Origin of the sequence: Nocardia sp. CC227C (genome assembly GCF_030767025.1) — a bacterium.
Taxonomy (GTDB): Bacteria; Actinomycetota; Actinomycetes; order Mycobacteriales; family Mycobacteriaceae; genus Nocardia.
On sequence record NZ_JASITE010000011.1, the window covers coordinates 47,673 to 73,646 of the forward strand.

Here is a 25,974-nt window from a genome sequence, read left to right on the forward strand (position 1 = left end):
AGATGGAATTCGAACTGTTCGACGGGCTGTCGCCCGCGGAACGACGGGAGCTGGTCGCCGCGTGCACGCCGCGCAAGTTCCGGCGGCGCGACATCGTCTGCCACGAAGGCGATCCCGGGGACTGCCTGCACCTGATCACCAGCGGGAAACTCATCGTCCGGGTGACCACGCCGCTGGGCCACACCGCCACCCTGACCATCCTCGGCCAGGGTGAGATGTTCGGCGAGCAGGCGATTCTGAGTCCGGACGCGCGCCGCACCGCCACCATCGTGGCGGTCACCGACGCCGAAACGCTCACGCTCAGCCGGGATCGGCTGGAGCGGCTGCGCAAGGATCATCCACAGGTGGAGCGGTTCCTCACCGTCTCGCTGGCCGCGCAGGTGCGCCGGCTGTCCGCGGCGGTGTTGGAGGCGCTGTACCTGCCGGTGGAGACGCGGGTGCTGCGGCGGCTGTCGCATCTGGCGCGGGTCTACGGGGATCCGGACCGGGCCCCGCAGATCCGGCTCACCCAGGAGGATCTGGCGTCCATGGCGGGCACGACGCGGGCAACCGCCAACAAGGTGCTCCGCGAACTCGAGGACGCGGGGGTGGTGCGTTTGAGCCGGGGGTCGGTGACGGTGCTGGATCGAATGGCGTTGGAACGCAAAGCAAACTGACCCTTTGGTCTTGTTCCAGGGGGCTGACACCCGGCCAACTCGGACAAAACTATGCAAAAAGGACAATTCAGGATTGCGAAATACTCGCGCGCACAGCCGAACTCGCAGCCGCACGTCCGAATGAATGATCAGCACACCACCAGCTACGCCGCCCCGACTCCTTGTGAGAACGCCTACCGCGGAGGACCCTCGCACCGGAAGGTCTGACCGGCGCCAGTCGAGCGAGCTCTACCAGGGAAAATGCGCTGTTTCAGCCATTCGCCACATGAGAATAGTTAAACCGTATAGCATTTCGGATGGCCGAAGTTCGCGGCCGAGCCTCTCCCATCCGGACTCCAGCTACCAGAGGGGGCGCACAATGCCCGGCATCAGAAGCGGCAGCGATGGCGAACGCGAACTACAGGAACGCTACGGGACACAAGACCGCGCCGAGCGTTTCTACGAGGATCAAGTGCGAGACCGGCTCAATACCCACATGATCGAATTCATCCGCCGGATGGATATGGCCTTCATCGCCACCGCCGACAAGCACGGCGAATGCGATACCAGCTTCCGGGCGGGCAAACCCGGCTTCCTCCACGTTATCGACGAGCACACCGTCGCTTACCCCGAACTCCGCGGCAACGGGGTGATGGCGAGCCTCGGCAATATCCTCGAGAACCCGCACGTGGGCATCCTGCTCATCGACTTCGTGCACGACCTCATCGGACTGCACATCAACGGCTCCGCCCGCATCGTCGACGACGCGCTCATGCGGCGCTATATCGACGGGCTGCCCGAGGGCGAGCGCGGACGCGTCATCGAACGCTGGGTGGTGGTGGACGTCGAGGAGGCGTACATCCACTGCCGCAAGCACATCCCCCACCTGGTGCCCGCCGCCCGCGAACCCCGCCGGTGGGGCACCGACAACGTCCGTGCCAAAGGCGGCGACTACTTCCGGACCAAGGAGGAAGCGCGCACGCTGGTCGAGCATTGACGCGAGTCAGTGGATCATCGACGCGAGTCAGTGGATTTTGAAGATCACCGCGCGCTGCACGATGAAGTTGATCACCGTGGCCGTGCCCTGCGCGATCACGAACGCCACCAGCACGGCACCGGTCAATGTGTGACCGGCCACATCGACCTTCATCTCCGGCAGCACGATGTTCAGCAGCGCATTGATGCCGACCTGCGCCGCGAAGGTCACCGCGTACAGCGCCACCACCGCGATGAAGCGCTTGCGGCTCGGCGGCGCCTTGAAGGTCCAGCGGCGATTGATCAGGTAGGCGGTCGTGGTGCCCGCGACGAAGCTGATCGCCTTGGCGATATCGCGCGGCACCCCCACCACGCTCATGAGCAGCACGTACAGCCCGAAGTCCACCACCGCGGAGAAGCCGCCGGTCAGCGTGAAGCGGACGATCTGGGTCTTCAGATCGACATCGGTGCCGCCCGGCTCGTCGACCAGGGGCAGCTCGGGCGGCAGGGGCAGGTGGGGTTCCGCGGTCACAGAGCAGAAGGGTAATGCCGCGCACAGGTAACGGCACCAGCCGATGGGCGGTTATGCCTGTAGCCTCTATCCCGATGTCCACGAAAGCTCAGACCACCACTGCCGGTGCCGCCGAGACGAGCTCGGCCTCCGAGGGAGCGTACGCACTGCCGACGCAGACCCGGAAGCTCACCGGATGGGGTCGCACCGCACCGACAACATCCGAGGTCCTCGCCACGTCCGATCCCGAGGTGATCGCCAAGGCGGTCGCCATGGTGGCCGAAGACAACGAGTCGAAGCCCGCACATCTGCGCCGCGGCGTCATCGCGCGCGGGCTCGGGCGTTCGTACGGCGACAACGCGCAGAACGCGGGCGGTCTCGTGGTCGACATGACCGCGCTGAACAAGATCCACAAGATCGACGCCGCCACCCGACTGGTCGATGTCGACGGCGGCGTGAACCTGGATCAGCTCATGAAGGCCGCACTGCCGTTCGGCCTGTGGGTGCCGGTGCTGCCGGGCACCCGGCAGGTCACCGTGGGCGGGGCCATCGGGTCGGATATCCACGGCAAGAACCATCACAGCGCGGGCAGCTTCGGCAATCACGTGCGGTCGATGGAGCTGCTCACCGCCGACGGCACCGTGCACCACATCACGCCCAAGAAGAACGCGAAGCTGTTCTGGGCGACGGTGGGCGGGTGCGGTCTGACCGGCATCATCCTGCGGGCCACCATCGAGATGACGCCCACCGAGACTGCGTATTTCATTGCCGACGGTGATGTCACCCCGACGCTGGACGACACCATCGCCTTCCACAGCGACGGTTCCGAGGACCGCTACGAGTACAGCTCGGCCTGGTTCGACGCCATCAGCCCGATGCCGAAGCTGGGGCGCGCCGCGATCTCGCGCGGCAATCTGGCCAAGCTGGATCAGCTGCCGAAGAAGCTGCGGAAGGATCCGCTGAAGTTCAACGGCAAGACCTTCTTCACGCTGCCGGACGTGTTCCCGAACGGGCTGGCCAACAAGTACACCTTCACGCCCATCGGCGAGATCTGGTACCGCAAGTCGGGTACCTACCGGGGCAAGGTGCAGAATCTGACGCAGTTCTATCACCCGCTGGACATGCTGGGTGAGTGGAACCGCGGCTACGGCTCGAACGGCTTCCTGCAGTACCAGTTCGTGGTGCCGCCGGAGTCGGTGGACGAGTTCAAGCGCATCATCGTCGACATCCAGCAGTCCGGGTTCTACTCGTTCCTGAACGTCTTCAAACTGTTCGGTCCGGGTAACCAGGCCCCGCTGAGCTTCCCCATGCCGGGCTGGAACATCTGCGTGGACTTCCCGATCAAGGCGGGGCTCAACGAGTTCGTCAACGACCTCGATCGACGCGTGCTGGAATTCGGCGGACGGCTCTACACCGGCAAGGACTCCCGCACCACCGCGGAGACCTTCCACAAGATGTACCCCCGGATCGGCGAGTGGATCAAGGTCCGCCGAACCGTCGACCCCACAGGCGTTTTCATGTCCGATATGGCGAGAAGGCTGGAGCTTCAGTGATCAATGCGGTCGGGAATCCGCAGACCATTCTGCTGCTGGGCGGCACCTCCGAGATCGGTCTGGCGATCTGCTCGGAGTACCTGAAGAAAGCCCCCGCGCGCATCGTCCTCGCGGCGCTGCCCAATGATCCGCTGCGCGAGCAGGCGGTGGCGCAGATGAAGGACGCGGGCGCGTCCGACGTCGAGCTCATCGACTTCGACGCGCTCGATATGGACAGCCACCCCGAGGTCATCGAGCAGGCGTGGGCGCGCGGCGACGTCGATGTCGCCATCGTGGCCTTCGGCATGCTCGGCGACGCCGAGGAACTGTGGCAGGACCAGCGCAAGGCCGTCATCGCCGCCGAACTCAACTACACCGCCGCCGTCTCGGTGGGCGTGCTGGTCGGCGAGAAGATGAAGGTGCAGGGCTACGGCCGCATCATCGCCATGTCGTCGGTCGCCGGCGAGCGGGTGCGCCGCTCCAACTTCGTCTACGGCTCCACCAAGGCCGGACTCGACGGCTTCTACCTGGGCCTCGGCGAGGCGCTGCGCCCGCACGGGCCGCGCGTCACCGTCATCCGCCCGGGACAGGTACGGACCCGGATGTCGGCGCACGTCAAGGAAGCCCCGCTCACCGTGGACAAGGAGCAGGTGGCCGCGCTCGCGGTCAGCGGTTCCGCCAAGGGCAAGGAAATCGTCTGGGCCCCGGGCACTTTCCGCTACGTGATGATGATCCTGCGGCACATCCCGCGCGCGGTGTTCCGCAAGCTGCCGGTGTAGGGGTCGTTCGAGGGCCCGGCCCGCCGCGTATCGGCGACAACCGTGTACTGCCGCATCTTCGGCGTGAAGGTGCGGCAGTTCTCGTCTGCGGGGTCGAGCCCGAGGTAACGCGGTGTGGGCGTGGCGGGCGGTTAGGCTGTCGCGCGGTGACCACACACGGACCGAGCATCCGGAGGCAGAGTGCACGACACGACTACGGAACCAACCGGGGGGCGCGGGGGGCTGCTGGCGCGGCAGGCCGGGGGCGCGCTCGGTGAGGCGGTGCTCGCGGGCGCGGTCGCCGCGGTGGTGGCCGGGGTCTGGTTGGTGGCGTTCGCGAGCGTGGCGTGGCCCGCGTTCAACTCCTCCAATGTGACGCGGGCACTGACCACCGTCGGGCAGGTGGTCGCCGTCGCCATGCTGGTGGCGGCGATCTGGCTGGTGCGGGCGCGGAAGTGGCCGTGGGTGGCGAAAGTGCTGTCGTGGGGCGGTATTTCGACGTTCGTGACGGTGACGCTGGGGATGCCGCTCGGGGCGACCAAGCTGTATCTGTTCGGGCTGTCGGTGGACCAGGAGTTCCGGACGCAGTATCTGACGCGGCTGACCGACGGTGCGGCACTGCGGGATATGAACTACGTGGATCTGCCGCCGTTCTATCCGGCCGGATGGTTCTGGGCCGGTGGGCGATTCGCGAATCTGTTCGGCCTCGACGGATGGGAGGCGTTCAAGCCCTGGGCCATCACCGCATTGGCCGTGGCCGCGGCGCTGGCACTCGTGCTGTGGTCCAAGCTGATTCGTGCGGACTGGGCGATCGCCGTCGCCGCCGCCACCACGGCGGTGACGGTGGCGTACGCCGCGCCGGAGGCGTACAGCGCGGTGCTGGTCGTGCTGCTGCCGCCGGTGCTGGTACTGGCCTGGGGGGCGCTGCACCGGCCCGCCGAATACGGGGCTGTTGGATATCGGGCTGAATTTCAGACCGAGGGTGCACGAACAGCTGGCGGCGAAGCTGCTGGATCCAGGGCCGCGGGTTCCAAAGCCGCGGGCTCCGGGGCTGCGGGATCCGACGCCGCAGGATCCGACCCCGCAGGATCCGACCCCGCAGGATCCGACCCCGCAGGATCCGACCCCGCAGGATCCGACGCTGCGGGATCCGACGCTGCGGGATCCGACGCTGCGGGATCCGACGCCGCAGGATCCGGGGCGGCGGGATCCAGCGCGGCAGGATCCAAAGCCGCGGGCTCCAGCGCGACGACCTCTGAAGCCGCAGGGTCCGGGGCGGCGGGATCCGACGCCGCAGGATCCGACCCCGCAGGGTCCGGGGCGGCAGGATCCGACGCCGCGGGCTCCGGGGCGGCAGGATCCGACGCCGCTGGCTCCGGCGCGGCGGGATCCAAAGCCGCGGGCTCCGGCGCTGCGGGTTCCGACGCCGCAGGGTCCGGGGCTGTGGGTTTCGAGGCCGCGGGTTCCCGGGCTGTGGGGTCTGTCTCGACCGCCGGGGGGTGGGGGGCCGTGCTCGGCACCGGGCTGTTCCTCGGGCTGGCGGCCACGTTCTACACGCTGTATTTCGCGGTGGCGGTGTTCGCGGTGTGTCTGATGGCGGTGGCCGCCGCCGGAATCGCGCTGTGGCAGCGGCATGCCGCGCTGCGGGTGCATCGGCGCACCAAGCAGGAGGTGCCCGGTGTCTGGCGGCTGCTGCGGCCGATCCTGGTGCGGCTGATCGCGATCGGCGTGGTCGCGGGGCTGCTGGCGCTGGTGGTGTGGCTGCCGTTCCTGCTGCGGGTACTGCGCGAGGGCTTCCCCAGCTCGGGCACCGCCTTCCACTATCTGCCCGAGGGCGGGGCGCGGCTGCCGCTGCCCATGTTCGAACTCTCACTGCTGGGCGGGCTGTGCCTGATCGGCGTGATCTGGCTGGTGCTGCGGGTGGGCAGTTCACGGCGGGCGCAGGCGCTGACGGTGGGCGTGGTGGCCGTCTACCTGTGGTGCCTGCTGTCCATGCTGCTGACCGCGGCCGGGACCACGCTGCTGTCCTTCCGGTTGGAGCCGGTGCTGCTGGTGCTGCTGGCGGCGGCGGGCGCGTTCGGTTTCGCGGAGGGCGCGCGGGCGATCTACCAGGTGTTGAACGAGCCGGAACGGTTCCGGGCCGTGGTCGCGGCCGTGGCCGTGCTCGGCGCGATCGGCTTCGGCCAGCAGATCCCGGAGATCCTCGAACCGGAGATCACCACGGCCTACACCGACACCGACGGCGACGGCGTGCGCGCGGACAAGTTCCCCCCGTCGGCGGTCTCGTACTACCACGAGATCGATGCCGCCCTGCGCGAGCAGACCGGCCGCCCCCGCGACGAGACGGTGGTGCTCACCGCCGACCTCAGCTTCCTGTCCATCTACCCCTACTTCGGTTTCCAGGCCCTGACCTCGCACTACGCCAATCCACTCGCCGATTTCCCGGCCCGCGCCGACGAGATCGAGCGCTGGTCCACCCTGGAATCCCCCGAGGAGTTGGTCGAGGCCCTTCGCACCGCCCCCTGGCGCGCCCCCGACGCCTTCCTCTTCCGCCAGTCCGGCGACAACTACACCCTGCGCCTGGCCGAAGACGTCTACCCGAACCAGCCCAACGTGAAGCGCTACCAGGTGACCTTCCCGGCTCAGCTGTTCGACGACCCCCGCTTCACCGTGACCGATATCGGACCGTTCACGGTGGTGGTCGTGGAGCGCTGATCCCGGGTCACGACGCCCGCCCGGCTCACGACGCCCCCGGGTCACGTCGCCGATCGGGCCGCTTCGTCAGTCCGGGTCGCGTCGCCGGTCCAGGCTCGGCCGCCGCTTCGGGTTGGGTCAGCGGGCCGGCTCACGGCCGCCAGGCGAGCGGCGAACTCGTCGGCGTGGCGGGCAAGGGGATCGCTCGTGGGCTCGGTGGATGTCGCATCCTTGATCAGCATGCGTACCTCCGCCAACTCCGCGTCGACCGCCTCGATCAAGGCCGCCATGGCCGGGGCCTTGTGCGGGCAGTCCGCGCTGCGGCATCCGGCGTGCGCTTCGAGACTATGACGGGCCAGCTGGTAGGAGCCCCACGCGGGGCATGGCGCACGATCGGCACCCGGTGTCGGCGGCGATTCGAGCATCACTTGCCGCCGCTCGGCGAGCCCGCCATCAGCAGTCGACCATCGAATCCGCTGCCGCAACGATGTCTGCCACGCCCCGAACGATGCGCGCCACCGCGACGGCGTGGACGCGGAACCTCCACGCTGCCGCCACCTTCGACGTACGGCAGGACAAAAGGGGGAAGCTCGCGATCCTCCCGCCAGTCCTCGCCGATACCGCGCATCGCCCAGACGAAGACGAGCGCACCCAACGCTGCCAATCCCAGAATCCAGACTTCCCAATACATTCGACGATCTCCTCGCGTGCGTACCGGTTCGATTCGAAGCACCGAGCGGCGGATCCGCGCTGTCGTCGCCGGGTGTAGGACCAGTAGACATCTCCGAATCCACACCGTGTGGACAGTCCGCGGAATACCGTGGAGTGTCCACTGTGGACACTGTCCGTACTGGACACTCGGACGATAGTGAGGCTGACGAAATGGCCGGAACAACAGTCGCCCGTATGGATTTCGGGGCGTTCGTCCAGTCGCTGCGCAAAGCGGCGGGGAAGGTGCCACTGGCCGCCGCCAAACACATCGACACGTCACGCCAGACGATCATGCGGCTCGAGGAAGGCTGGCCGACGCGGCTGAGCACGCCGCAGATCGAACAACTGCTCGAGTTCTATGGTGGGGACGACGACCAGCGCGCGGAGGCTATGCGGCTGTGGGAAGTACTGCGGTCGCACGAGAAGGCCGACCAGGCACAGGGCAATTCGAAAAGCTATTGGCAACCGTACTCGGACCAGTTCGTCTCGCAGTTCCCCCACTATCTGCGGCTGGAATCCGCGGCAAACGTGATGATCAGCCATCAAACCGTGCTCGTGCCGGGCCTGCTTCAGATCCCCGAGTACCGGCGAGCTGTGATTCTCATCGATGAGCCGGATCTGCCCCCGGTCGATACCGAACGAAGGCTCGAACTGATGACCCGCAGGCAAAGTCGGTTGAGCGAAGTCGATTTCCGGATGGATATCCTGCTGTCCGAAGCGGTTTTACGTCACCGGCCTGCCAGCCCGGCCGTGATGGCGGATCAGCTGCGCTGGCTGGCAGAGGTCGGCGAACAGATCAATGTCAGCATCCGCGTCGTACCGTTCGGAGTGGGACCACATCGAGGGTTGATCGTCCAGAGCTTCACCCTGTTGGAGTTTCCGCGTGGCGCAAGCGGCCTGACGGTGCCGCCGGTGGTGTACCTGGACGTGGTGAACGCCCCCATGACCACCGAACGAGCCGATGTTGTCGATCAGTATCGGCAGGCGATCACGCAATTGCAGGCGGTAGCGTTGACGGAGAAGGACACCAGAGATCTGGTGTTTCGGGCGGCGAAGGAGTACACGGCGTGAGGAAGCCGATCCAGGGAGAATGGTATAAGTCCAGTCGATCCGAGACCGGGAAGCAGTGCGTCGAGGTCTATCACGCGGAAAACGCTGTCGGCGTGCGTGATTCGAAGAATCCCGGCGGGTCCGAGCTGTGGTTCACCCCGGAGCAGTGGGATGGCTTCCTCACCAGCGGTATCTGGCAGGACTGAACGCGGTCGCGAGGCGCGGCCTGCGGATTCATTGCCCGTGGCATTCAACTGCCACGGCGAGGTCTTCGGGTGCAGATGCGGTGACCGTCTCTGAGTTGCCCGGCCGGGTGCTGCGTATCGGTATCGGTGTCCACCGGGGTCTGCGGCCGGTCCGGATCGGGGTCGGCAGCGGCCAACCAGTGCCGGTGTTGTTCGGCGGCGTGGGCGTAGTCGGCCAGGATCTGGCGGCGGGCGTGGGCGAGTAGCTCGCCGCCGTGGTGGCGGGGGTTGGTGCGTGGCGTGCGGGTCGGGTCGACGTGGTGGGGGGCGATCCAGGTGGCGGGGCCGACCGCGCGGGCACCCAGGGGTGGGGCGGGGGTGGTCCAGCCTTGGGAGGTGTTGGTGATGCGGGCGTGGCAGGGGTCGCAGGCGAGGGTGAGGTTTTCGATGTCGGTGGGGCCGTCGGCGGCGTGTTCGCGTTTGTGGTGGACGGCGCAGTAGACGGCCGGGGCGTCGCAGCCGGGGCGGGTGCAGCCGCGTTCGGCCGCGATGAGGGCGAGGCGCTGCCACGGGGAGGCGAGTCGGCGGCTGCCGCCGAGGTGCAGGGGCATGCCGGTGTGGTCGAACACCACCAGGGTCGGTATCGAGCGCTGCGCCATGCGCAGAGCTTCGGTGATCGACATGCGGGTGCCCGATGCGGTTCGTGCGACCGCGTCACCGGGCTCGACGATCGAGTCGATGCCGAGGGCGCGTTCGACATCGCCGAGGTGCATGGTCAGGATGACCGATACCGGGAGGCCGCGATGGGTGCCCGGTTTCTCCGGGCCGCCACCGGCCGCGAGGAATGCGGTGAGGGCGTCGTGGTTGCGCTGCCCGGCCGATCGCCGGTCACGCCGGGCGGCGGCCTCGATCACAGCGGGGTCGACGGCAGCGGGGGCGGTGCGGGGGCTGTCGGGATCGTCGGGGTTGTTCATGCCCGGCCGTCCCCATTTCGCGAAGACCATGTCCAGGAAGGCCCGCAGTGTGGGATCGACCAGGCCGTTGAGCGGCGACATGCCGTCGGGGCGTTGGCGGCCCGGCACCAGCTCGCGCTGCCGGGCGCGGTCGCGGTCGTCGGGCAGCGCGCCGTCGGGGTCGAGGTAGCCGAGGATCTCGTCACCCACGCGGGGGATGTCGTCGGGAGTGACCTTGCGGGCGGTGTCGGCCAGCACACGTTCGGCCGCTTCACGGTCGGCGGGCGTTACCGCGTGCGGAATCCGCCTCATCACCTTCACGATCTGGCGGGCGTGGTCGGCGGAGATCTCACCGTCGGATTGGGCGCGTGCGGTATTCGGCAATTCGACCGCGCCGTCGAATCCGGCGAGCAGGTGGAATCGGCCCAGCTTCTCGGCCATGCGATAGCGGGAATTGGCGTCGGCGCGCGAGATTCGCACAGTCTCGATCAGGAATTGCCTGGTACCCGCCACACCGGACCGTTCACCCAGCGAGCGGTCGGAAGTCTCGATTACCAACCTGTGCGACAACGCATCCAGCAGCCGACGCGCCGTTTCGACCTCGCGCATCCATTCGACGAAATCGTCATCGTTCATGCGGGTGAGATCGCAGTTCAGCGCGGTGGTCGCCGCTGCGACCATGTCGCGGGCGATGCCACGCTCCTGAATTTCCCCTCCCCCGTTCATATCTTCATTCTATAGCGAATCACATTGCGGGAGAACAGGAAAACTATTTGACCTGCGATATCTTCGCATCCGCTTCGTCCGGTTCAATCGCCACGGTTGTACCGCCTGCCGTTCACTGTCGGCGTTCGAATGACGGACACCAGTTCGGCGAGGGCCGTTCGGGCCGGATGCCCGGATTCGGCGAGTGTGCACGCCAGTTCGCCGCGCTCGGTCGGCGGCGTATCCGCCAGTTGCTCCAACACCGCCGCGGGGCCGCCGATTTCGAGCAGTTGCAGCATGCTTTCCGTCATGGCGAGCAGGCCCTCGTCGTCGGTGATGTCAACCATGCTCAATTCGCCGTCGGAGACGAGCTGGGCCACCACCAGCGGGGTCAGCACCGGGTCGCCGCGCAGGCCGCGCAGGAAGCGGGGGCCGTCGGGTAACGCCAAGCCCAGGATGCGCAGCATGGCGGCCGCGCGGCCACGGAAGGGGCAGTCCCGAATCGCCTGGAGCAGCGGCTCGCGGTCGCCGTGGTGGGCGTCGAGCCAGCCGTGGATCTCCAGGTGGGCGGTCTCCGCGGTGTAGTGGTCGGCGACCACGCCGAGCAGTCCGGCGGCGTCGGCAGCGCGCAGTTCGCCGACGACGCCGGCCTCGCGGCCCTCGGCGAGCAGCCGATCCCGCATGGCGGCGGTACCCGGATCGGTCAGTGCCACGAGGGTGCCCGGCTTGCGTAGGTCGGTGCGTAATGCCTTGCGCGCCTTGGCATCGAGCCAGGGCACCGGATCGAATTCGGGGTCGTTGAGATCCGACAGGTACAGCGGGTCCGCGACGCCACGGGTCAGCTCGACGGCACCGAGACGGTCCAGCACCTGGAAAACGGTCAGCAGGTCCGCGCCGATACGCGCCCGCTCGTCCCGCGCCGACCCCGCAGCCGTGAAATCCGCGTAGTTCTCCGACCACTGCGCCAACACCGGCTCCTCGAGCCGTCGCAGCGGCATCGGATGCGGCATGCCGTACAGGGTGTTGAGCATGTCCGGCAGCACCAGTTCGTGCACGTCCGACAGCGGGGACAGGTCGTCGAATCGCGAGGTGCCGTAGGTGATCTCCGCCGATTCGAGGACGGCGTCGAAAGCCCGCCGCCACAGCGCCAGGGAATCGCGCAGCAGGGGACGCGCCCTGGCGACCTGCCGCAATTCGCCCTGCACGACGCGAACCAAACGTAGGTGTTTCGCCCACGCGACCAGCCGGGTCAGCTCCGGCAGGCGCGTCGCGTCGCGAACGCCCGCTGGGTCGTCGCCGGTATCGAGCAGGGCGACCAGTTCCCGGGCGTCAGCGATGCGCAGGCGGCCGTGCGCCGTGAGCGCGCGGCCGGTGCCGACCCAGTCCACCAGCTGCCGCAACTGCCGCACCACCGGTGCCGCCTCGGCCGCCGCGACCAAATCCGCGCGGTCCGGCAGGACGACCGGAGGTTGGGCGAACGTCCGCACGGAGCCTTCGTCACCGACGAGCAGGTCCGGGCCATGCGAGATCAGCCCGGATTCCAACAGCGCCACCAGATCGTCCACCTCGGCCGGATCCAGATCGGCCGTTTCCAGGTCGGCCGCATCCAGATCGCCGGTCAGCACGCGCATCAGCGCCTCGGAGATTTCCGCGTCGGCACCGTGCGGACCGGACGGCCTGTGAGCGCCGAAAGCACTGCGCGGACCGGAAGCACCGTTCGCTCCGGGATCACCGCCGGGTCCGAACGCACCGACCTGCCCGCTCGCCCCCAGCGCACCGTCCGTCCGATCCGCCGGGCTCACACCCGAAACACCGTCCGCCCCCAGCGCGTCGTCCATCCGGTCCGCCGGGCTCGTACCCGGAACACCGTCCGCCCCCAGCGCGCCGCCCGTCCGATCCGCCGGGCTCACACCCGGAACACCCTCCGCCCCCAGCGCGCCGTCCGCCGGGCCTACCCGGCCCACACCCGGAACACCGTCAGCCCGGTTCGTCGCCCGAGTGCCGCCCGGCCGGTCCGCCGGGCTCACACCCGCTGCGCCGCCCGCATCCGGAAACTCGGCGGTGTCTTCCAGCGCGAGGGCGTCCCGCAGCTCCGCGCGGAATTCCGGCTCGGTCTCGGTGATCACCTCCAGCAGCTCGTCGAGTCCGCTGCCCCGGGGATCCAGCAGCCCGTTGTCGGCCAGATAGCCGAGCAGTGTCCGCAGCGTATCCGGGGCGTCGGCGGCCCGGTCGATCTCGGCCGCGGCGTCGGGAATCCAGTCCAGCAGCACATCGCACACCGCGTCCGGCGTCCAGTGCGCGAGCCGGCCGTCGCTGCTCAGGTGCCGGGCCTCCAGCGCGACGCCCGCGATCGGCTCCACGATCGGCGTCCCCCGCTGCCGCGCCCACTCCGCGCACCGCCGCACCAGCAGCTCGGCGGCGACGGTGAACTCCTCGTCCTCCTCGAGGTCGAAATGCAATCGCATACCGAAACGGTAGGCGCTGGCGGCCGCACCTACCCGGCACTCGACACATCTGGGGATAAACCGCCTGAAATCTGTGGATTGGTGATGTTCTCTGTGGATAACTCCCGGACTTGCCAGCGGAATCTCAGCCGCGGCCGGTAGCGTGGCGGGCTGTTGTGCCGGTAAGAGGAGTCAGCTTGTGAATTCGGGGCGGGAAACCGACCGGACGGACAAAACCGGGTCGGCCGTGGCAGTGCTGGAAGTGCTGGAGCGGACCGTCCCGAAGACCGCCGCGCACCTGTCCCGATCCCGGCGAATCGCGCACCGCCTCCGGCTCGCCCGCACCGACCTCCTGATCGCGGGCGGCTATCTGGCGCTGGCCGTGCTGGTGCTCTCCGGACAGTGGCGGCACCCCGAGGACGGGTATCTGATCAAGAGCGGTCAGGACCAGACCATGTGGGAATGGTTCTTCGCCGTCACCGCGCACAATGTCGCGAACCTGGAGAACCCCCTCGGCACCGTGCTGCAGAACTATCCCGACGGCGTCAACATGATGGCGAATACCGCCATGTTCGGCGTCGGCGTGCCGTTCACACCCATCACCCTGCTGTTCGGGCCGACCGTCACCTTCGTGCTCGTGCTCACCCTCGGACTGGCCGGAACGGCGTTCGCCTGGTACTGGCTCTTCTCGCGCCACCTGGTCGACTCCCGGCCCGCGGCGGCGATCGGCGGCCTGTTCTGCGGCTTCGCGCCCGGCATGATCTCGCACGGCAACGCGCACCCGAACTTCGTGGTGCTCCTGCTGCTGCCGATCATTACCGCGCGGTTCCTCCGCTTGGCCGAACGCGCGGAAACCTCCGGCGGCAACCGGGCGGTCCCCGCGACGGCGCGACCGACCGCCGACGTCGACCGGGCGGATCTCGCGACGGCACGGCCGTTCGGGCGGCGCGGCCGCGACGCCGTGGTCCTCGGCCTGCTGGTGGCGCTGCAGATCGCGCTGGGCGAGGAACCGCTGCTCATCTACGCCATGGCCTTCGGGGTCTTCGCGCTCGTGTACTACCTGCACCGGCCCCGGCTGGGCTGGCACGTGCTGCGCGGCAGCACGCCCACGGTCGCCCTGGCCGCGCTGATCACGGTGGCGCTCACCGAGATTCCGCTGTGGTGGCAGTTCTTCGGGCCGCAGTCGTACCGGTCCATCGACCACGGCCCCATGGGCAACGATCTCGAGGCGCTGTTCCAGTTCCCCTCCGAATCACTGGGCGGCATGCTCTCGCCGGGCACGAACGTGGCCATCAATCCCACCGAGGAGAACTCGTATTTCGGCTGGCCGCTGCTACTGCTCGTCACCGTCGGCGCGATCCTGCTGTGGCGCAACCGGGTGGTGCGCGCGGCGAGCGTGGTGATCGTGGCGTTCACCCTGCTGTCGCTGGGGTCGAGCCTGATGATCGGCCGCGAGGACACCGGAATCACGCTGCCCTGGCACTGGTTCGAGCAGCTGCCGCTGGTGAATTCGGTGCTGGAATCGCGCTTCACCTTCGCCGCCATACCGGCCATCGCCGCCATTCTGGCGCTGGCGACGCAGCGCGCGGTGCTGTACTGGCGGGAGTCGGCGACCGACTGGCGGCCGCTGGCCTGGTTCGCCGCGCTGGCCGTGGCGCTGGTACCGCTCACGCCCACCATTCTTCCGGTGGTGCAGCGCGCCCCCACCCCGGCCTTCTTCGCCGACGGCACCGTGAACCGGTATGTCACCGACGGTTCCGTGGTGATCGTGCCGCCGCCGACCCCGCCGGACGCCCGCGCCCTGCGCTGGCAGACCGCCGCCGACTTCAGCTTCCCGCTGGCGGGCGGCTATTTCGTGGGGCCCACCGGTTCCGACAAGAAGGGCCGCTACGGCCCCGACGACCGGCCCACCGCCACCCTGCTCATGAAAGCCCAGCAGGCCGACCGGGTTCCGGTCGTCGACGACGCGCTGCGCGCCCAGGCGCTGGCGGATCTGCGGTACTGGCAGGCCGATGTGCTGGTGCTGCCGCCCACCGAACACGGCGAGGTACTGCGCCTCACCGTGGACCAGCTGCTCGGCTTCCACGGGCAGCGCGTCAACGGTGTCTGGATCTGGGATGTGCGCGGACTCGTCTGAGCCACCGATGAATTCCGCCGCGCCGCGCAGTCGCCATTGGTGTACGGCCCTGTCCCAGCTGCACCACCGCTGAGGCCGTTCGCTCCCGGGTGGTCGCCAACCGCCGGATCGACGGTCCGACAGAAAGCGAGGCTTGCCATGCGAGATCTGATAGTCACCGAGAACATCACCCTCGACGGCGTCATCGACGCGACCGGGGGTTGGTTCGCGCCCGCCGCGGGTCCGGATCAATCCGACCAGGTCGAGGCGGTACGCGCGCAGTTCGCCGCCTGTGACGCGGTGGTATTCGGGCGGAAGACCTTCGAGGAGATGCGCGGATACTGGCCCACCGTCGTCGACACCGACACCACCGGCGTGGCCGAATACCTGAACAAGGTGCACAAGTACGTGCCGTCGCGGACCATGACCGAACCCGGCTGGGACAACTCGACCGTACTGAGCGGACCGCTCGCCGACGAGATCCGCGCGCTGAAAGCGGCCCCGGGCAACGACATCGTGGTCACCGGCAGCATCAGCGTGGTGCACCAACTCGTCGCCGCGGGAATGGTCGACGAGTTCCGGCTCTTCACCCACCCGGTGGTGCTCGGCCGGGGCGCGCGGCTGTTCCCCGACGGCACGGCGATTCCGGAACTGCGACTCGCCGAGACCACGGCATTTCGCTCCGGGGTGGTGCTGTTGCGATACCGGGCGGGCAAGGGTCGATAGCATCGACGTCCGTGCGCGCAGACACCCGAGCGTTACCCCGACTCCGCCTGATCGCCCTGATCTCCGGTCTGCTGGCCGTCGTGCTGGCAGCGTTGATGCCCATCCTGCCGATCGAGCAGGACCGGCCGACACTGCACTGGCCGCAGGGCGACACCGCGAATCTCGAAGCGCCGCTGGTGTCGTACACGCCGCTGGAGCTCACCGCCGCGCTGCCGTGCGCGGTGGTGCGCGACGGAGTGGAGACCGGCACGCTGTTCTCGACCGTCCCGGCGGCATCCGGGCAGGCGGTGGACAAGGGCCTGGTGGTCCGGGTGGAAGACGAGCCCGCGACCGGCCGCACCGTTCAGGTGCTGGTGCGCAATATTCCGCTGCTGTCCGCCCCGCTGGCCGAACTCGGTGACTGCGGCGCGCTGACGGTGCACTCCACCGCCGCCGAGACGCGCACCGAGATCACCGGGGCGGCACGGCAGGACGGCACGCCGTTCGCCGGACAGGTCGGCGGGGACGCGCGGCCGCAGGTGGTGGGTGTCTTCACCGATGTGCCACGGGACCGGCTGGGCGCGGCCACGGCCGCGGTCGACATCGACGCGCGCTTCACCTCCAGCCCGGCCCTGCTCAAACGGCTGGCCATGATCGGCGCGGTGGTGTTCACCATCATCGCGCTCATCGCGCTGCATCTGATGGACACCACCGACGGACGGCGGCATCGGCGCTTCCTGCCCGCGCGCTGGTGGAAGTTCGGGCTCGCCGATGTGACGGTACTCGGCACGCTGGGGCTGTGGCACGTCATCGGGGCCAACACCTCCGACGACGGCTACATCCTGAATATGGCTCGCGCCTCGCGGGAGTCGGGGTACATGGCCAACTACTACCGGTGGTTCGGGGTGGCCGAAGCGCCGTTCGGGTGGCCGTACGAACTACTGGCGTGGATGACGCGCATCAGCGACGCCAGCCCGTGGATGCGACTGCCCTCGCTGCTCGCGGGCATCGTGTGCTGGCTGGTGATCAGCCGAGAAGTGCTGCCGCGCCTGGGCGCTCGCGTGCGACGCGACCGGGTGGCGCTGTGGACGGCCGGACTGGTGTTCCTGGCCGCCTGGCTGCCCTACGACAACGGGCTGCGCCCCGAACCGCTCATCGCGGCGGGCGCGCTGCTCACCTGGTGCTCCATGGAACGCGCCATTGCCACCGGACGGCTGCTGCCCGCCGCCGTCGCCGTGCTCATCGCGGCCTTCTCGCTGGCCGCCGGACCCACCGGGCTGATCTGCCTGGCCGCGCTCATCGCGGGTTCGCGACCGGTGCTCCAGCACATCATCAAGCGGGCGCGGGCGGACTACCCGGTGGTGCATCGGGCCGTCGAGCCGCGCTCGGAAGTGGAGCGAGCAGCCGCCGGAGCTGCGGATTCCGCCGCCGCCGATGAGCCGCGGGCCGCGAAGGCGGCGCACGGCGACGCAGCTGCCGGTTCCACGGCGACCGGCCGGTCGGGCTGGGGAGCCGCGGTCCTGCGCTACGCCGCGCTGCTGGCTCCCGGCGTCGCGGCCGGAACGCTGGTGCTGGTGGTGGTTTTCGCGGATCAGACGCTGGCCACCGTCATGGAGGCGACCCGGGTGCGCACGCTGGTCGGGCCGAATGTGGCCTGGTTCGACGAGCGCACGCGGTGGGATTCGCTGCTCATGCTCTCCCCCGACGGATCGCTGTCGCGGCGCTTCGGCGTGCTGATCATGCTGCTCTGCCTCGGGGTGTGCGTACTGGTGATGCTGCGCAAGAACGGGCGGATTCCGGGCACCTCGCGCGGGCCGTCGGCGCGGATTCTCGGCATCGTGTTCATGTCGCTGCTGCTCATGATGTTCACCCCCACCAAGTGGACCCACCACTTCGGCGTGTACGCGGGGCTGGCCGGTTCACTGGCCGCGCTGACGGCGGTCGCGGTGGGCGTCAACGGGATTCGCTCGCCGCGCAATCGTTCGCTGTTCACGGCGGCGGTGTTCTTCCTGCTCGCCGTCACCTTCACCGGGTCCAACGGCTGGTGGTACGTGTCCAGCTACGGTGTCCCGTGGTGGGACAAAGCGCCGTCCATCGCCGGGAAGGGCTTCTCGACGCTGTTCCTCGGGCTCTCGGTGATCTTCCTGCTCGTCGCGCTGATCCAGCACTACCGGCAGCCGTACACGAGAACCCCGCGCGGCACAGGACGTTTCGACAAGTTCGCCACCATGCCGCTCACCATCGCGGTGGCCGCGCTGGTGCTGTTCGAGGTGGCGTCGCTGACCAAGGCGACGGTCACCCAGTACCCGGCCTACTCCATCGCCGAATCGAATCTGCGTGCGCTGGGCGGGGATTCGTGCGCACTGGCCAATGAGGTGCTGGTGGAGACCGATACACCCGATTCGCTGCTGCAACCCTTCGAGGGGTCGCCCGCCGACGGGCTGGATGCCGAGAACACCGGTTTCACCCCCGACGGGGTGGCCGCCGACCTCACCGCCGACGAGGAGGAGACGGTCACCGGCAGCGCCAATTCCGTCGGCACCGACGACAACAAGACCAGCCGCACCACCGGTGCGGGCACCGGCGGCGGCAGCCGTCAGCAGGCGGGGATCAACGGCTCGAATGTGGCGCTGCCCTTCGGGCTCGATCCGGCGCGCACCCCCGTACTCGGCAGCTACACCCGGGACGAGCAGCGGGTCGCCGACCTCACCACCCACTGGTACCGGCTGGATCTGACCGACAGCATGCGCGACGACCCGGCCTACCGGGTGCTCGCCGTCACCGCCGCCGGGCGCATCCGCTACATCGACGCCGACGGCGTCGAGACCTACGGTCAGGACCTGTGGGTCGAATACGGCACCCGCGCCGACGACGGCACCGTGACCGACATCGGCCGCATCCGCCCCATCGATATCGGCCCGGCCCCCTCCTGGCGCAACCTGCGGGTGCCGCTGCGCGATATTCCGGCCTCGGCCAACGCCGTTCGTCTGGTCGCCCATGACGCCGACATCACCCAGAAGCAGTGGCTGGCCGTCACCCCGCCGCGCCTGCCCAAGCTGGCCACCCTCGATTCGGTGGTCGGCCGGACCGCCCCGGTGCTGGAGGACTGGCACGTCGGCCTCGCCTTCCCCTGCCAGCGCCCCTTCGACCACCACGACGGCGTCGCCGAAGTCCCGCAGTGGCGCATCATGCCCGACCGGATCGGCTCCGACGCCTCCAATGCCTGGCAGGACGATATCGGCGGCGGCCCCCTCGGCTGGACCGGCCTGCTCCTGAAGGCCCAGACCGTACCCACCTATCTGGACGACGACTGGGGACGGGACTGGGGTTCGCTGGAGAAGTTCACGCCGTACGTGAGCGACGCCGAACCGGCCGAACTGGACGTCACCGTGCAGACCCGCTCCGGGCTGGCCGATGACGCCCCGATCCGGGCGCGGTGATCGGGGCCGCTCGATCGGTGAAGTCAGCGCGCCCCACGGTGCCCCCGTGGATGACGCGAGCCGCCGCCGCATGGAGTGGCTGCTCGCCCACCCCGACTCCCCCGCGCTGGACCACACCCACTGACACTGCGGGCCCCGACGCCGAGCCTCACTCGGGGGCACACGTTGACCTGGCGGTTTACCGGACCGCACCGCGAGTCTTTCCGGCTGGAATCAACTCGGCCCGGTATACGTCCCGCAACGGCCCAGTGAACGCGGTCACTCACAGCGTTGCCAGATACCATCTCTCACCGTGCCCGACGCCACCGCAGCTGTACTCACCAAGCCGACACCGCCCGAGACGCCCGCCGCGACGCCGCGTGACTTCCGCACCGCGAAGATCATCGCGATAGTCGCGGGCGTGCTGGGAGCGCTGCTCGCGCTGGCTACGCCGTTCCTTCCCGTCAAGCAGACGACGGCGGTGATCGACTGGCCGCAGAACGGGACGCTGGGCAATATCCAAGCGCCGCTCATGTCGCAGGTGCCCATCGATCTGAATGTCGCCATACCCTGTTCGGCGGTGACGCAGCTGGCGGATCCGCGGGGCGGGATCCTGCTGTCGACCGCGCCGCCGCAGGGCCGGGAGGCCGACCTGCAGGCGCTGTTCGTGCGGGTGTCGGGCGAGACGGTGGACGTGGTGGACCGCAATGCCGTGGTGGCGTCCGCGCAGCGGTCCGAGATGAGCGAATGCTCGCAGATCGTCATCACCTCCGACAGCACGCGCACCCACGCGAAATTCGAGGGGCTGACCCGGACCATCGAGCGCCCGCTGCCCGGCGGTGGCACCGAAACCGTGGTGGTGCCGCTGGAGGGGCAGCTGCTCGGGGATCTGCGCCCGCAGGTGGTCGGCGTCTTCACCGATCTGGTCGGCGACGTCCCGGCGGGGCTGGCCTTCACCATGACGGTGGATTCGCGGTTCTCCTCCACGCCGACCATCGTCAAACTGGTCGCGCTCATCGGCGCGGTGCTGCTCACCCTGATCGCCATGGCCGCGCTGGGTGTACTCGACACCGCGGACGGTCGCGGGCACCGGCGCATCTTCCCTCGGCACTGGTCGAAACCCACCTGGGCGGACGGCGCGGTGATCGGCACGCTGACGCTGTGGCACTTCGTGGGCGCGAACACCTCCGACGACGGCTACATCCTCACCATGACCCGGGTCGCACCGCACGCGGGCTACATGGCCAACTACTTCCGCTGGTACGGCGTGCCGGAAGCGCCGTTCGGCTGGTACTACTACGTCATCCAGGCATTCGCCGAAATCTCCACCGCCAGTGCGTGGGTGCGGATTCCGGCGCTGCTGTGCGGCATCCTCTGCTGGCTGGTGATCAGCCGCGAGGTGGTGCCGCGCCTGGGGCGGGGCGTGCGCAACTCCAGGGTGGCGCTGTGGACCGGTGGGCTGGTGTTCCTGGCCTTCTGGCTGCCCTACGACAACGGGCTGCGCTCGGAACCCATCGTGGCCCTGGGCGCGCTGCTGACCTGGGTGTCCATCGAGCGGGCCATCGCCACCTCGCGGCTGCTGCCCGCGGCCGTCGCGGTATTGATCGCGGCGTTCACGCTGGCCGCCGCGCCCACCGGTCTGATGTGTGTGGCGGCGCTGCTGGTCGCCATCCGGCCGCTGGTGCGCATCGTGGTGCGCAAACATCGGGAACTGGGCACCACCGCGCTGCTCGCGCCCATTGCCGCCGCCGGATTCCTGGTGCTCGTGGTGGTATTCGGCGACCAGACCTTCGCCGGAATCATGGAGGCCAACCGGGTCCGCCAGGACACCGGCCCCAACCTGGCCTGGTACGAGGACTACCTGCGCTACTACTACCTGTTCGTGGAGACCGTGGACGGTTCGCTGTCGCGGCGGTTCGCCTTCCTGGTCATGATCCTGTGCCTGATCACCACCATGTTGCTGCTGCTGCGGCGGCGGCAGCTGGCGGGCATCGCCAGCGCGCCGACCTGGCGGCTCATGGGCGTGGTGTTCGGAACCATCTTCTTCATGATGTTCAACCCGACCAAGTGGACGCACCACTTCGGCGCGTACGCGGGTATCGCGGGCTCGCTGGCGGCGGTGACGGCGGTCGCGGTGTCGGCAACGGCACTGCGGTCACGCAAGAACCGGTCGGTGTTCCTGGCGGGTCTGCTGTTCACCCTCGCCGTCGCCTTCTCCGGCATCAACGGGTACTGGTACGTATCCAGCTTCGGGGTGCCGTGGTTCGACAAGCGGGTGTCCTTCCAGGGCTACCAGTCCAACACCGTCATGCTCATGCTGTTCGGGCTGGCGCTCGCGCTGGTGGCCTGGCAGTCGCTGCGCGAGGGCTACGCCAAACCGCCCGCCGACCCCCGGACCAAGCGCGGCAGGCGGATTCGCAAGTTCGCCGCCATCCCGCTCACCGTGGTGGCCGCGTTCATGGTGCTGTTCGAGGTGCTGTCGCTGGTGAAGGGCGCGTACTCGCAGTACCCGGCGTACTCGCTGGCCCGGTCGAATATCGACGCGCTGGGCGGCAATTCGTGCGGTCTCGCCAATGACGTTCTGGTGGAAGCCGATTCGAACGGCGGCAACCTGCAACCCATCATCGACCCGGAGCGGCCGCCGCTGAACGGCGATCCGCTCGCCGGGCAGAAGCCGGTCGGGTTCTCCCCCAACGGCGTTCCCGAACAGCTCGACGCCGACAGTGTCGAGGTGAAGCCGGGCACCGGCAACACCTCCACCCAGACCATCGGCCCCGCCTTCGCCGAGGGCGAGAACGCGGGCACCGGCGGCGGTCTGGGCGCGGAAGGCGTCAACGGCTCCGTCGCCGCGCTGCCCTTCGGCCTCGACCCGGCCACCACGCCGGTCATGGGCAGCTGGCAGGACGGGGTGCAGCAGCCCGCCGAGCTGTACTCCAGCTGGTACCAACTGCCCGCCCGCACAGCGGATTCGCCGCTGGTGGTCATGTCGGTGGCCGGACGCGTCATGTCCTTCGACGACACCGGGCGCATGACCTACGGCCAGGACCTGTTCCTGGACTACGGGCGGCGGCTGCCCGACGGCAGCATCGAACAGCTCGGCTCGTACCGGCCGCGCGATATCGGTCCCGCCCCGTCGTGGCGGAATGTGCGGGTGCCGCGGGACGAACTGCCCGGTGACGCCGACGTGGTGCGCATCCACGCCAAGGACCCGATCCTCATCGGCGACCAGTGGCTGGCCTTCACCCCGCCGCGCGTGCCGAAGCTGCAGTCGCTCAACAGCTTCATCGGCGGCACCCAGCCGGTGCTGCTGGACTGGGCCGTGGGCCTGCAGTTCCCCTGCCAGCAGCCGTTCAACCACCGCTACGGCGTTGCGGACGTGCCGAACTACCGCATCCTGCCGGACCGGCCGCTCGCGGTCAGCTCCACCAATACCTGGCAGGCCGAGGAATTCGGTGGGCCGCTCGGCTTCTCCCAGATGATCGCGGGATCGGTCACCATCCCGACCTATCTGAAGGACGACTGGGCGCGCGACTGGGGTTCGCTGGAACGCTACGACCAGTTCTACCCGGCCACCCCGGCCGAGATCACCACCGGCACCGAAACCCGTTCCGGCTGGTGGAGTCCCGGCAAGATGCGGGTCTGAGCCGACCCGTCCGGCACTCGCGCCCCCTTTCCGGCATCCGCTGGGAGGGGGCGCTGTCGCATCGCGCGGACGCTGTGGCCATTCAGCGCCGCCCCGCGGCCGCCGTTTCCCGGACCGCCGCCGCGATGGCGCGAAAGTCCCTGCGCAACAGGTGGGAATGGTTGCTCGTCACCTTCGCGCTGACGCGGATGCGCGGGTTGCGGGCGCACACCGCGTCGAGGCTGGTGCGGATGCGTTCCTGCTCGTCGCCACGGCTGCCGAAGGACTTCCCCGAGGCCACCACATAGCGGGTCGGCACGCCGATGCCGTCCAGCACCGGACCCAGCTCGCGCTCGCGGGAGAGCCTGCCCAGTTCGATATTGCTCTCGGCCTGCTGCGCCGCCGACATGCGCGGCGTCAGGCGCGTCGGACGCAGCAGCGGCATGACCCAGTTCAACCGCTGGAACAGCTTGCGGATCCGCCGCTCCATGGCGTCGTCCAGCCAGTCGTACGGGAACGCGCCGTCGACCAGCACCGCGCCCACGGCACGATCCGGATTGCGGGCGGCCCAGTGCGCGCCGACGAGCGCCCCGTAGGACCAGCCCACCACCAGCGCCCGGTCCACACCCCGGGCCGCCAGGACGGCATCCACATCCCGGACGGCGGCCTCGAAGGAGTAGTCGGCCGAACGCCGCGACTTGCCGCGCGCCCGCTCGTCGAAGGTGATGTGGCGGAACTCGGCACCGAGTTCGGCGACAACCCGCTTCCAATAGCCCCGGGTGGCGAACTGACCGTTGAGATAGACCACCGGAATCCCGGGGCCGCCGGTGTCGGTGACGGCCAGGGCGGTGTCCTCGACCGGCACCATGCCGGTCCAGGCCGAAGGGGCGGTGGTGGTGTTGTTCGTCGTCATGGCTACCACTGTCGGCGGCGGGGCTGACGCCGCCCTGACACCGACCTGACACGCCCGCCGACGCGCCCGCCGACGCAGCGGAGCACACCGCGCGCTACCGTGCCGGGCACCCGCCCGAATCACCGACGCCCGACATCACCGGGCGATATGGGCGACCCACTCGTACACCGGCAGGCTACCCTCCGGCGTATCGGCCCAGCGCGGCGTCACCTTGAACCGCTCGTAGCCGTCCTCGAAGGCCACCCGCAGTTCCACGCCCGGCGGGGTGATGGGGACGATCCGCGTCTTCAGGCCGTCGGGCCCGCCTTCGAGTACGGCCTTCGGTTTGCTGCTCATAGCTGAAGGCTCTCATATGCGGGGCTATCGACTGACCGATTCCCGGTAATCCGGGGTGTCGTACGGGGTAGCGCCCACCGCGCTGCCGCGCTGTTGGCGCAGGGAAGAGGTAGGGGCGCGCCGGACGCGGGCGGGGTGGGCTCGCGCTCGACACCGGCCGGATGTCACAGCGGCAGCAGGTGGTGTTTGCGGGGGTTGCGGGCGACGGTTTTGTCGCGGAGCAGGTGCAAGGCGCGGCGGATCTCCAGGCGGGTGGTGGCCGGTTCGATGACGGCGTCGATATAGCCACGCTCGGCCGCCACCCACGGGGTGGCGACGGTGGCGTTGTAGAAGTCGACCATCTGCTGGCGAATGGCGGCGCGCTGCTCCTCGGGGGCCGCGTCGATGGTCTTCGCGCCGATCAGGCTGACCGCGCTCTCCGCGCCCATGACCGCGATGCGGGCGGTCGGCCAGGCCAGATTCACATCCGCGCCGAGCTGTTTGGAACCCATGACGGCGTAGCCGCCGCCGTACGACTTGCGGATCACCACGGTCACCTTGGGGACGGTGGCTTCGACGAAGGCGAACAGGAATCGGCCGCCGCGCTTGATGACGCCGATCTTCTCCTGTTCGACGCCGGGTAGGAAGCCCGGGGTGTCCACCACGAACACCAGCGGGATCTCGAAGGCGTCGCAGAGCCGGATGAAATGCGCCGCCTTGTCCGACGCGCGGGCGTCCAGCGCGCCCGCGTACACCATCGGCTGATTGGCGACCACGCCCACGCTGCGGCCGTCCACCCGGGCGAAACCGCAGATCATGTTCTTGCCCGCCGACTCACCGAACTCGTGGAAATCGCCGTCGTCGAAGATGCGCAACAGGATCTCGTGCATGTCGTACCCGGCATTGTCGGCGTCGGGCACGATCGAGTTCAGTTCCAGATCGGTGTCGGTGATCTCCGGCTCCAGCCCCGGATTCACGATCGGCGGCAACTCCTGGCAGCTCGACGGCAGGTACGACAGATAGTCGCGCACCCACCCGAACGCCGCCTCCTCGTCCTTGGCGACATGGTGGATATTGCCGTACTGCGCCTGGCTGTGCGCGCCGCCGAGCTCCTCCAGGCTCACATCCTCACCGGTGACCTCGCGAATCACCTTGGGGCCGGTGACGAACATGTAGGCGGCCTCGGTCGCCACCACCACATCGGTATTGATCGGCGCGTACACCGCGCCACCGGCGCAGCTGCCCAGAATCATGGAGATCTGCGGCACCAGACCCGACAGCGGCTCCTGACGCCGCCCCAGCTCCGCGTACCAGGCCAGCGATGTCACCGCCTCCTGCACACGCGCACCGCCGGAGTCATTGATGCCGACCACCGGGCAGCCCACCTTGGCGGCGAACTCCATGATGCCCGCGACCTTGCGGCCGAACATCTCACCGACCGAACCGCCGTAGACGGTCTGATCGTGGGAGAACACCGCCACCGGGCGGCCGTCGACGAGACCGTGCCCCGTGACGACGCCGTCGCCGTACAGCGCCTTCTTGTCACCGGGGTTGCGTACCAGCGCACCGATTTCCACGAAGGTGCCCGGATCGAGCAGCATATTGATCCGGTCACGGGCGGAAGGGATACCCTTGCGCGCCCGCTTCGCGACTCCCGCTTCCCCCGCCGGTTCCCTCGCGACGTCCAGCTTCTGTCGCAGGTCGGCGAGTTTCTCGGCGGTAGTGCTCACT

At 68.8% G+C, this 25,974-nt stretch carries 19 protein-coding genes; 11 read left to right on the forward strand and 8 right to left on the reverse strand.

The genetic code is table 11. The features are described 5' to 3' along the window. The first annotated feature begins 2 nt into the window (after positions 1–2). Complete coding sequence (locus tag QMO76_RS22270; protein WP_306363267.1) at positions 3–656, forward strand: Crp/Fnr family transcriptional regulator; 654 nt, start codon at positions 3–5, stop codon at positions 654–656. 358 nt (positions 657–1,014) lie between these two features. Beyond that, the gene (locus QMO76_RS22275; protein ID WP_306363268.1) at positions 1,015–1,632 is read left to right on the forward strand and encodes a pyridoxamine 5'-phosphate oxidase family protein; all 618 of its coding nucleotides are present in this window, start codon (positions 1,015–1,017) and stop codon (positions 1,630–1,632) included. A gap of 27 nt (positions 1,633–1,659) precedes the next feature. On the opposite strand, the gene QMO76_RS22280 is transcribed toward QMO76_RS22275, so the two are convergent. Then, positions 1,660–2,142: a GtrA family protein gene (locus QMO76_RS22280; protein WP_306363269.1), complete on the reverse strand. Its 483-nt coding sequence runs from the start codon at positions 2,140–2,142 to the stop codon at positions 1,660–1,662. Positions 2,143–2,216: 74 nt separating this feature from the next. Between QMO76_RS22280 and QMO76_RS22285 the strand changes: the two genes are divergently transcribed. From QMO76_RS22285 to QMO76_RS22295, 3 genes are all read left to right on the forward strand, one after another. Further along, the gene (locus QMO76_RS22285; RefSeq protein WP_306363270.1) at positions 2,217–3,674 is read left to right on the forward strand and encodes an FAD-binding oxidoreductase; all 1,458 of its coding nucleotides are present in this window, start codon (positions 2,217–2,219) and stop codon (positions 3,672–3,674) included. Then, a complete protein-coding gene (locus QMO76_RS22290) occupies positions 3,671–4,432 on the forward strand; it encodes a decaprenylphospho-beta-D-erythro-pentofuranosid-2-ulose 2-reductase (RefSeq protein ID WP_306363271.1) in 762 nt (253 codons plus the stop codon). Before QMO76_RS22285 ends, QMO76_RS22290 begins: the two co-directional genes overlap by 4 nt. Positions 4,433–4,654: 222 nt before the next feature. After that, a complete protein-coding gene (locus QMO76_RS22295) occupies positions 4,655–7,126 on the forward strand; it encodes an arabinofuranosyltransferase (RefSeq protein ID WP_306363437.1) in 2,472 nt (823 codons plus the stop codon). A gap of 41 nt (positions 7,127–7,167) precedes the next feature. Here the strand turns inward: QMO76_RS22295 and QMO76_RS22300 are convergent, their stop codons facing one another. Further along, a complete protein-coding gene (locus tag QMO76_RS22300; RefSeq protein ID WP_306363272.1) occupies positions 7,168–7,395 on the reverse strand; it encodes a hypothetical protein in 228 nt (75 codons plus the stop codon). 134 nt (positions 7,396–7,529) lie between these two features. After that, entirely contained in the window at positions 7,530–7,796 is a 267-nt protein-coding gene (locus tag QMO76_RS22305; RefSeq protein WP_306363273.1) for a hypothetical protein, read from the reverse strand. Positions 7,797–8,011: 215 nt separating this feature from the next. Between QMO76_RS22305 and QMO76_RS22310 the strand changes: the two genes are divergently transcribed. Further along, on the forward strand, positions 8,012–8,887 hold the full coding sequence (locus QMO76_RS22310; RefSeq protein ID WP_306363274.1) for a helix-turn-helix transcriptional regulator: 876 nt from the start codon (positions 8,012–8,014) through the stop codon (positions 8,885–8,887). Further along, positions 8,884–9,072, forward strand: a complete 189-nt coding sequence (locus QMO76_RS22315) for a DUF397 domain-containing protein (protein ID WP_306363275.1) — start codon at positions 8,884–8,886, stop codon at positions 9,070–9,072. Before QMO76_RS22310 ends, QMO76_RS22315 begins: the two co-directional genes overlap by 4 nt. A 44-nt stretch (positions 9,073–9,116) precedes the next feature. On the opposite strand, the gene QMO76_RS22320 is transcribed toward QMO76_RS22315, so the two are convergent. Next, on the reverse strand, positions 9,117–10,730 hold the full coding sequence (locus QMO76_RS22320) for an HNH endonuclease signature motif containing protein (protein WP_306363276.1): 1,614 nt from the start codon (positions 10,728–10,730) through the stop codon (positions 9,117–9,119). An 83-nt stretch (positions 10,731–10,813) separates the two neighbouring features. After that, positions 10,814–13,174 (reverse strand): hypothetical protein, encoded by a 2,361-nt coding sequence (locus QMO76_RS22325; protein WP_306363277.1) that lies wholly within the window; start codon positions 13,172–13,174, stop codon positions 10,814–10,816. A 232-nt stretch (positions 13,175–13,406) separates the two neighbouring features. Between QMO76_RS22325 and QMO76_RS22330 the strand changes: the two genes are divergently transcribed. The 4 genes from QMO76_RS22330 (at position 13,407) to QMO76_RS22345 (ending at position 23,036) form a co-directional block, all read left to right on the forward strand. Then, entirely contained in the window at positions 13,407–15,290 is a 1,884-nt protein-coding gene (locus tag QMO76_RS22330) for a glycosyl transferase (RefSeq protein WP_372342052.1), read from the forward strand. A 138-nt stretch (positions 15,291–15,428) separates the two neighbouring features. Further along, the gene (locus tag QMO76_RS22335; protein ID WP_306363279.1) at positions 15,429–15,995 is read left to right on the forward strand and encodes a dihydrofolate reductase family protein; all 567 of its coding nucleotides are present in this window, start codon (positions 15,429–15,431) and stop codon (positions 15,993–15,995) included. Positions 15,996–16,006: 11 nt separating this feature from the next. Next, entirely contained in the window at positions 16,007–19,414 is a 3,408-nt protein-coding gene (locus tag QMO76_RS22340) for an arabinosyltransferase domain-containing protein (RefSeq protein ID WP_372342041.1), read from the forward strand. 292 nt (positions 19,415–19,706) lie between these two features. Next, positions 19,707–23,036 (forward strand): arabinosyltransferase domain-containing protein, encoded by a 3,330-nt coding sequence (locus QMO76_RS22345; protein ID WP_372342042.1) that lies wholly within the window; start codon positions 19,707–19,709, stop codon positions 23,034–23,036. Positions 23,037–23,118: 82 nt separating this feature from the next. On the opposite strand, the gene QMO76_RS22350 is transcribed toward QMO76_RS22345, so the two are convergent. The 3 genes from QMO76_RS22350 to QMO76_RS22360 all read right to left on the reverse strand — a co-directional run bounded on the left by QMO76_RS22350 (position 23,119) and on the right by QMO76_RS22360 (position 25,973). Beyond that, on the reverse strand, positions 23,119–23,928 hold the full coding sequence (locus QMO76_RS22350; protein ID WP_306363280.1) for an alpha/beta fold hydrolase: 810 nt from the start codon (positions 23,926–23,928) through the stop codon (positions 23,119–23,121). 135 nt (positions 23,929–24,063) lie between these two features. Beyond that, entirely contained in the window at positions 24,064–24,264 is a 201-nt protein-coding gene (locus QMO76_RS22355) for a DUF5988 family protein (protein WP_029930421.1), read from the reverse strand. A gap of 164 nt (positions 24,265–24,428) precedes the next feature. Further along, positions 24,429–25,973 carry an acyl-CoA carboxylase subunit beta gene (locus QMO76_RS22360; protein ID WP_306363281.1) on the reverse strand — a complete coding sequence of 515 codons (1,545 nt, stop codon included), beginning with the start codon at positions 25,971–25,973 and terminating at the stop codon, positions 24,429–24,431. Between the last annotated feature and the right edge of the window lies 1 nt (position 25,974).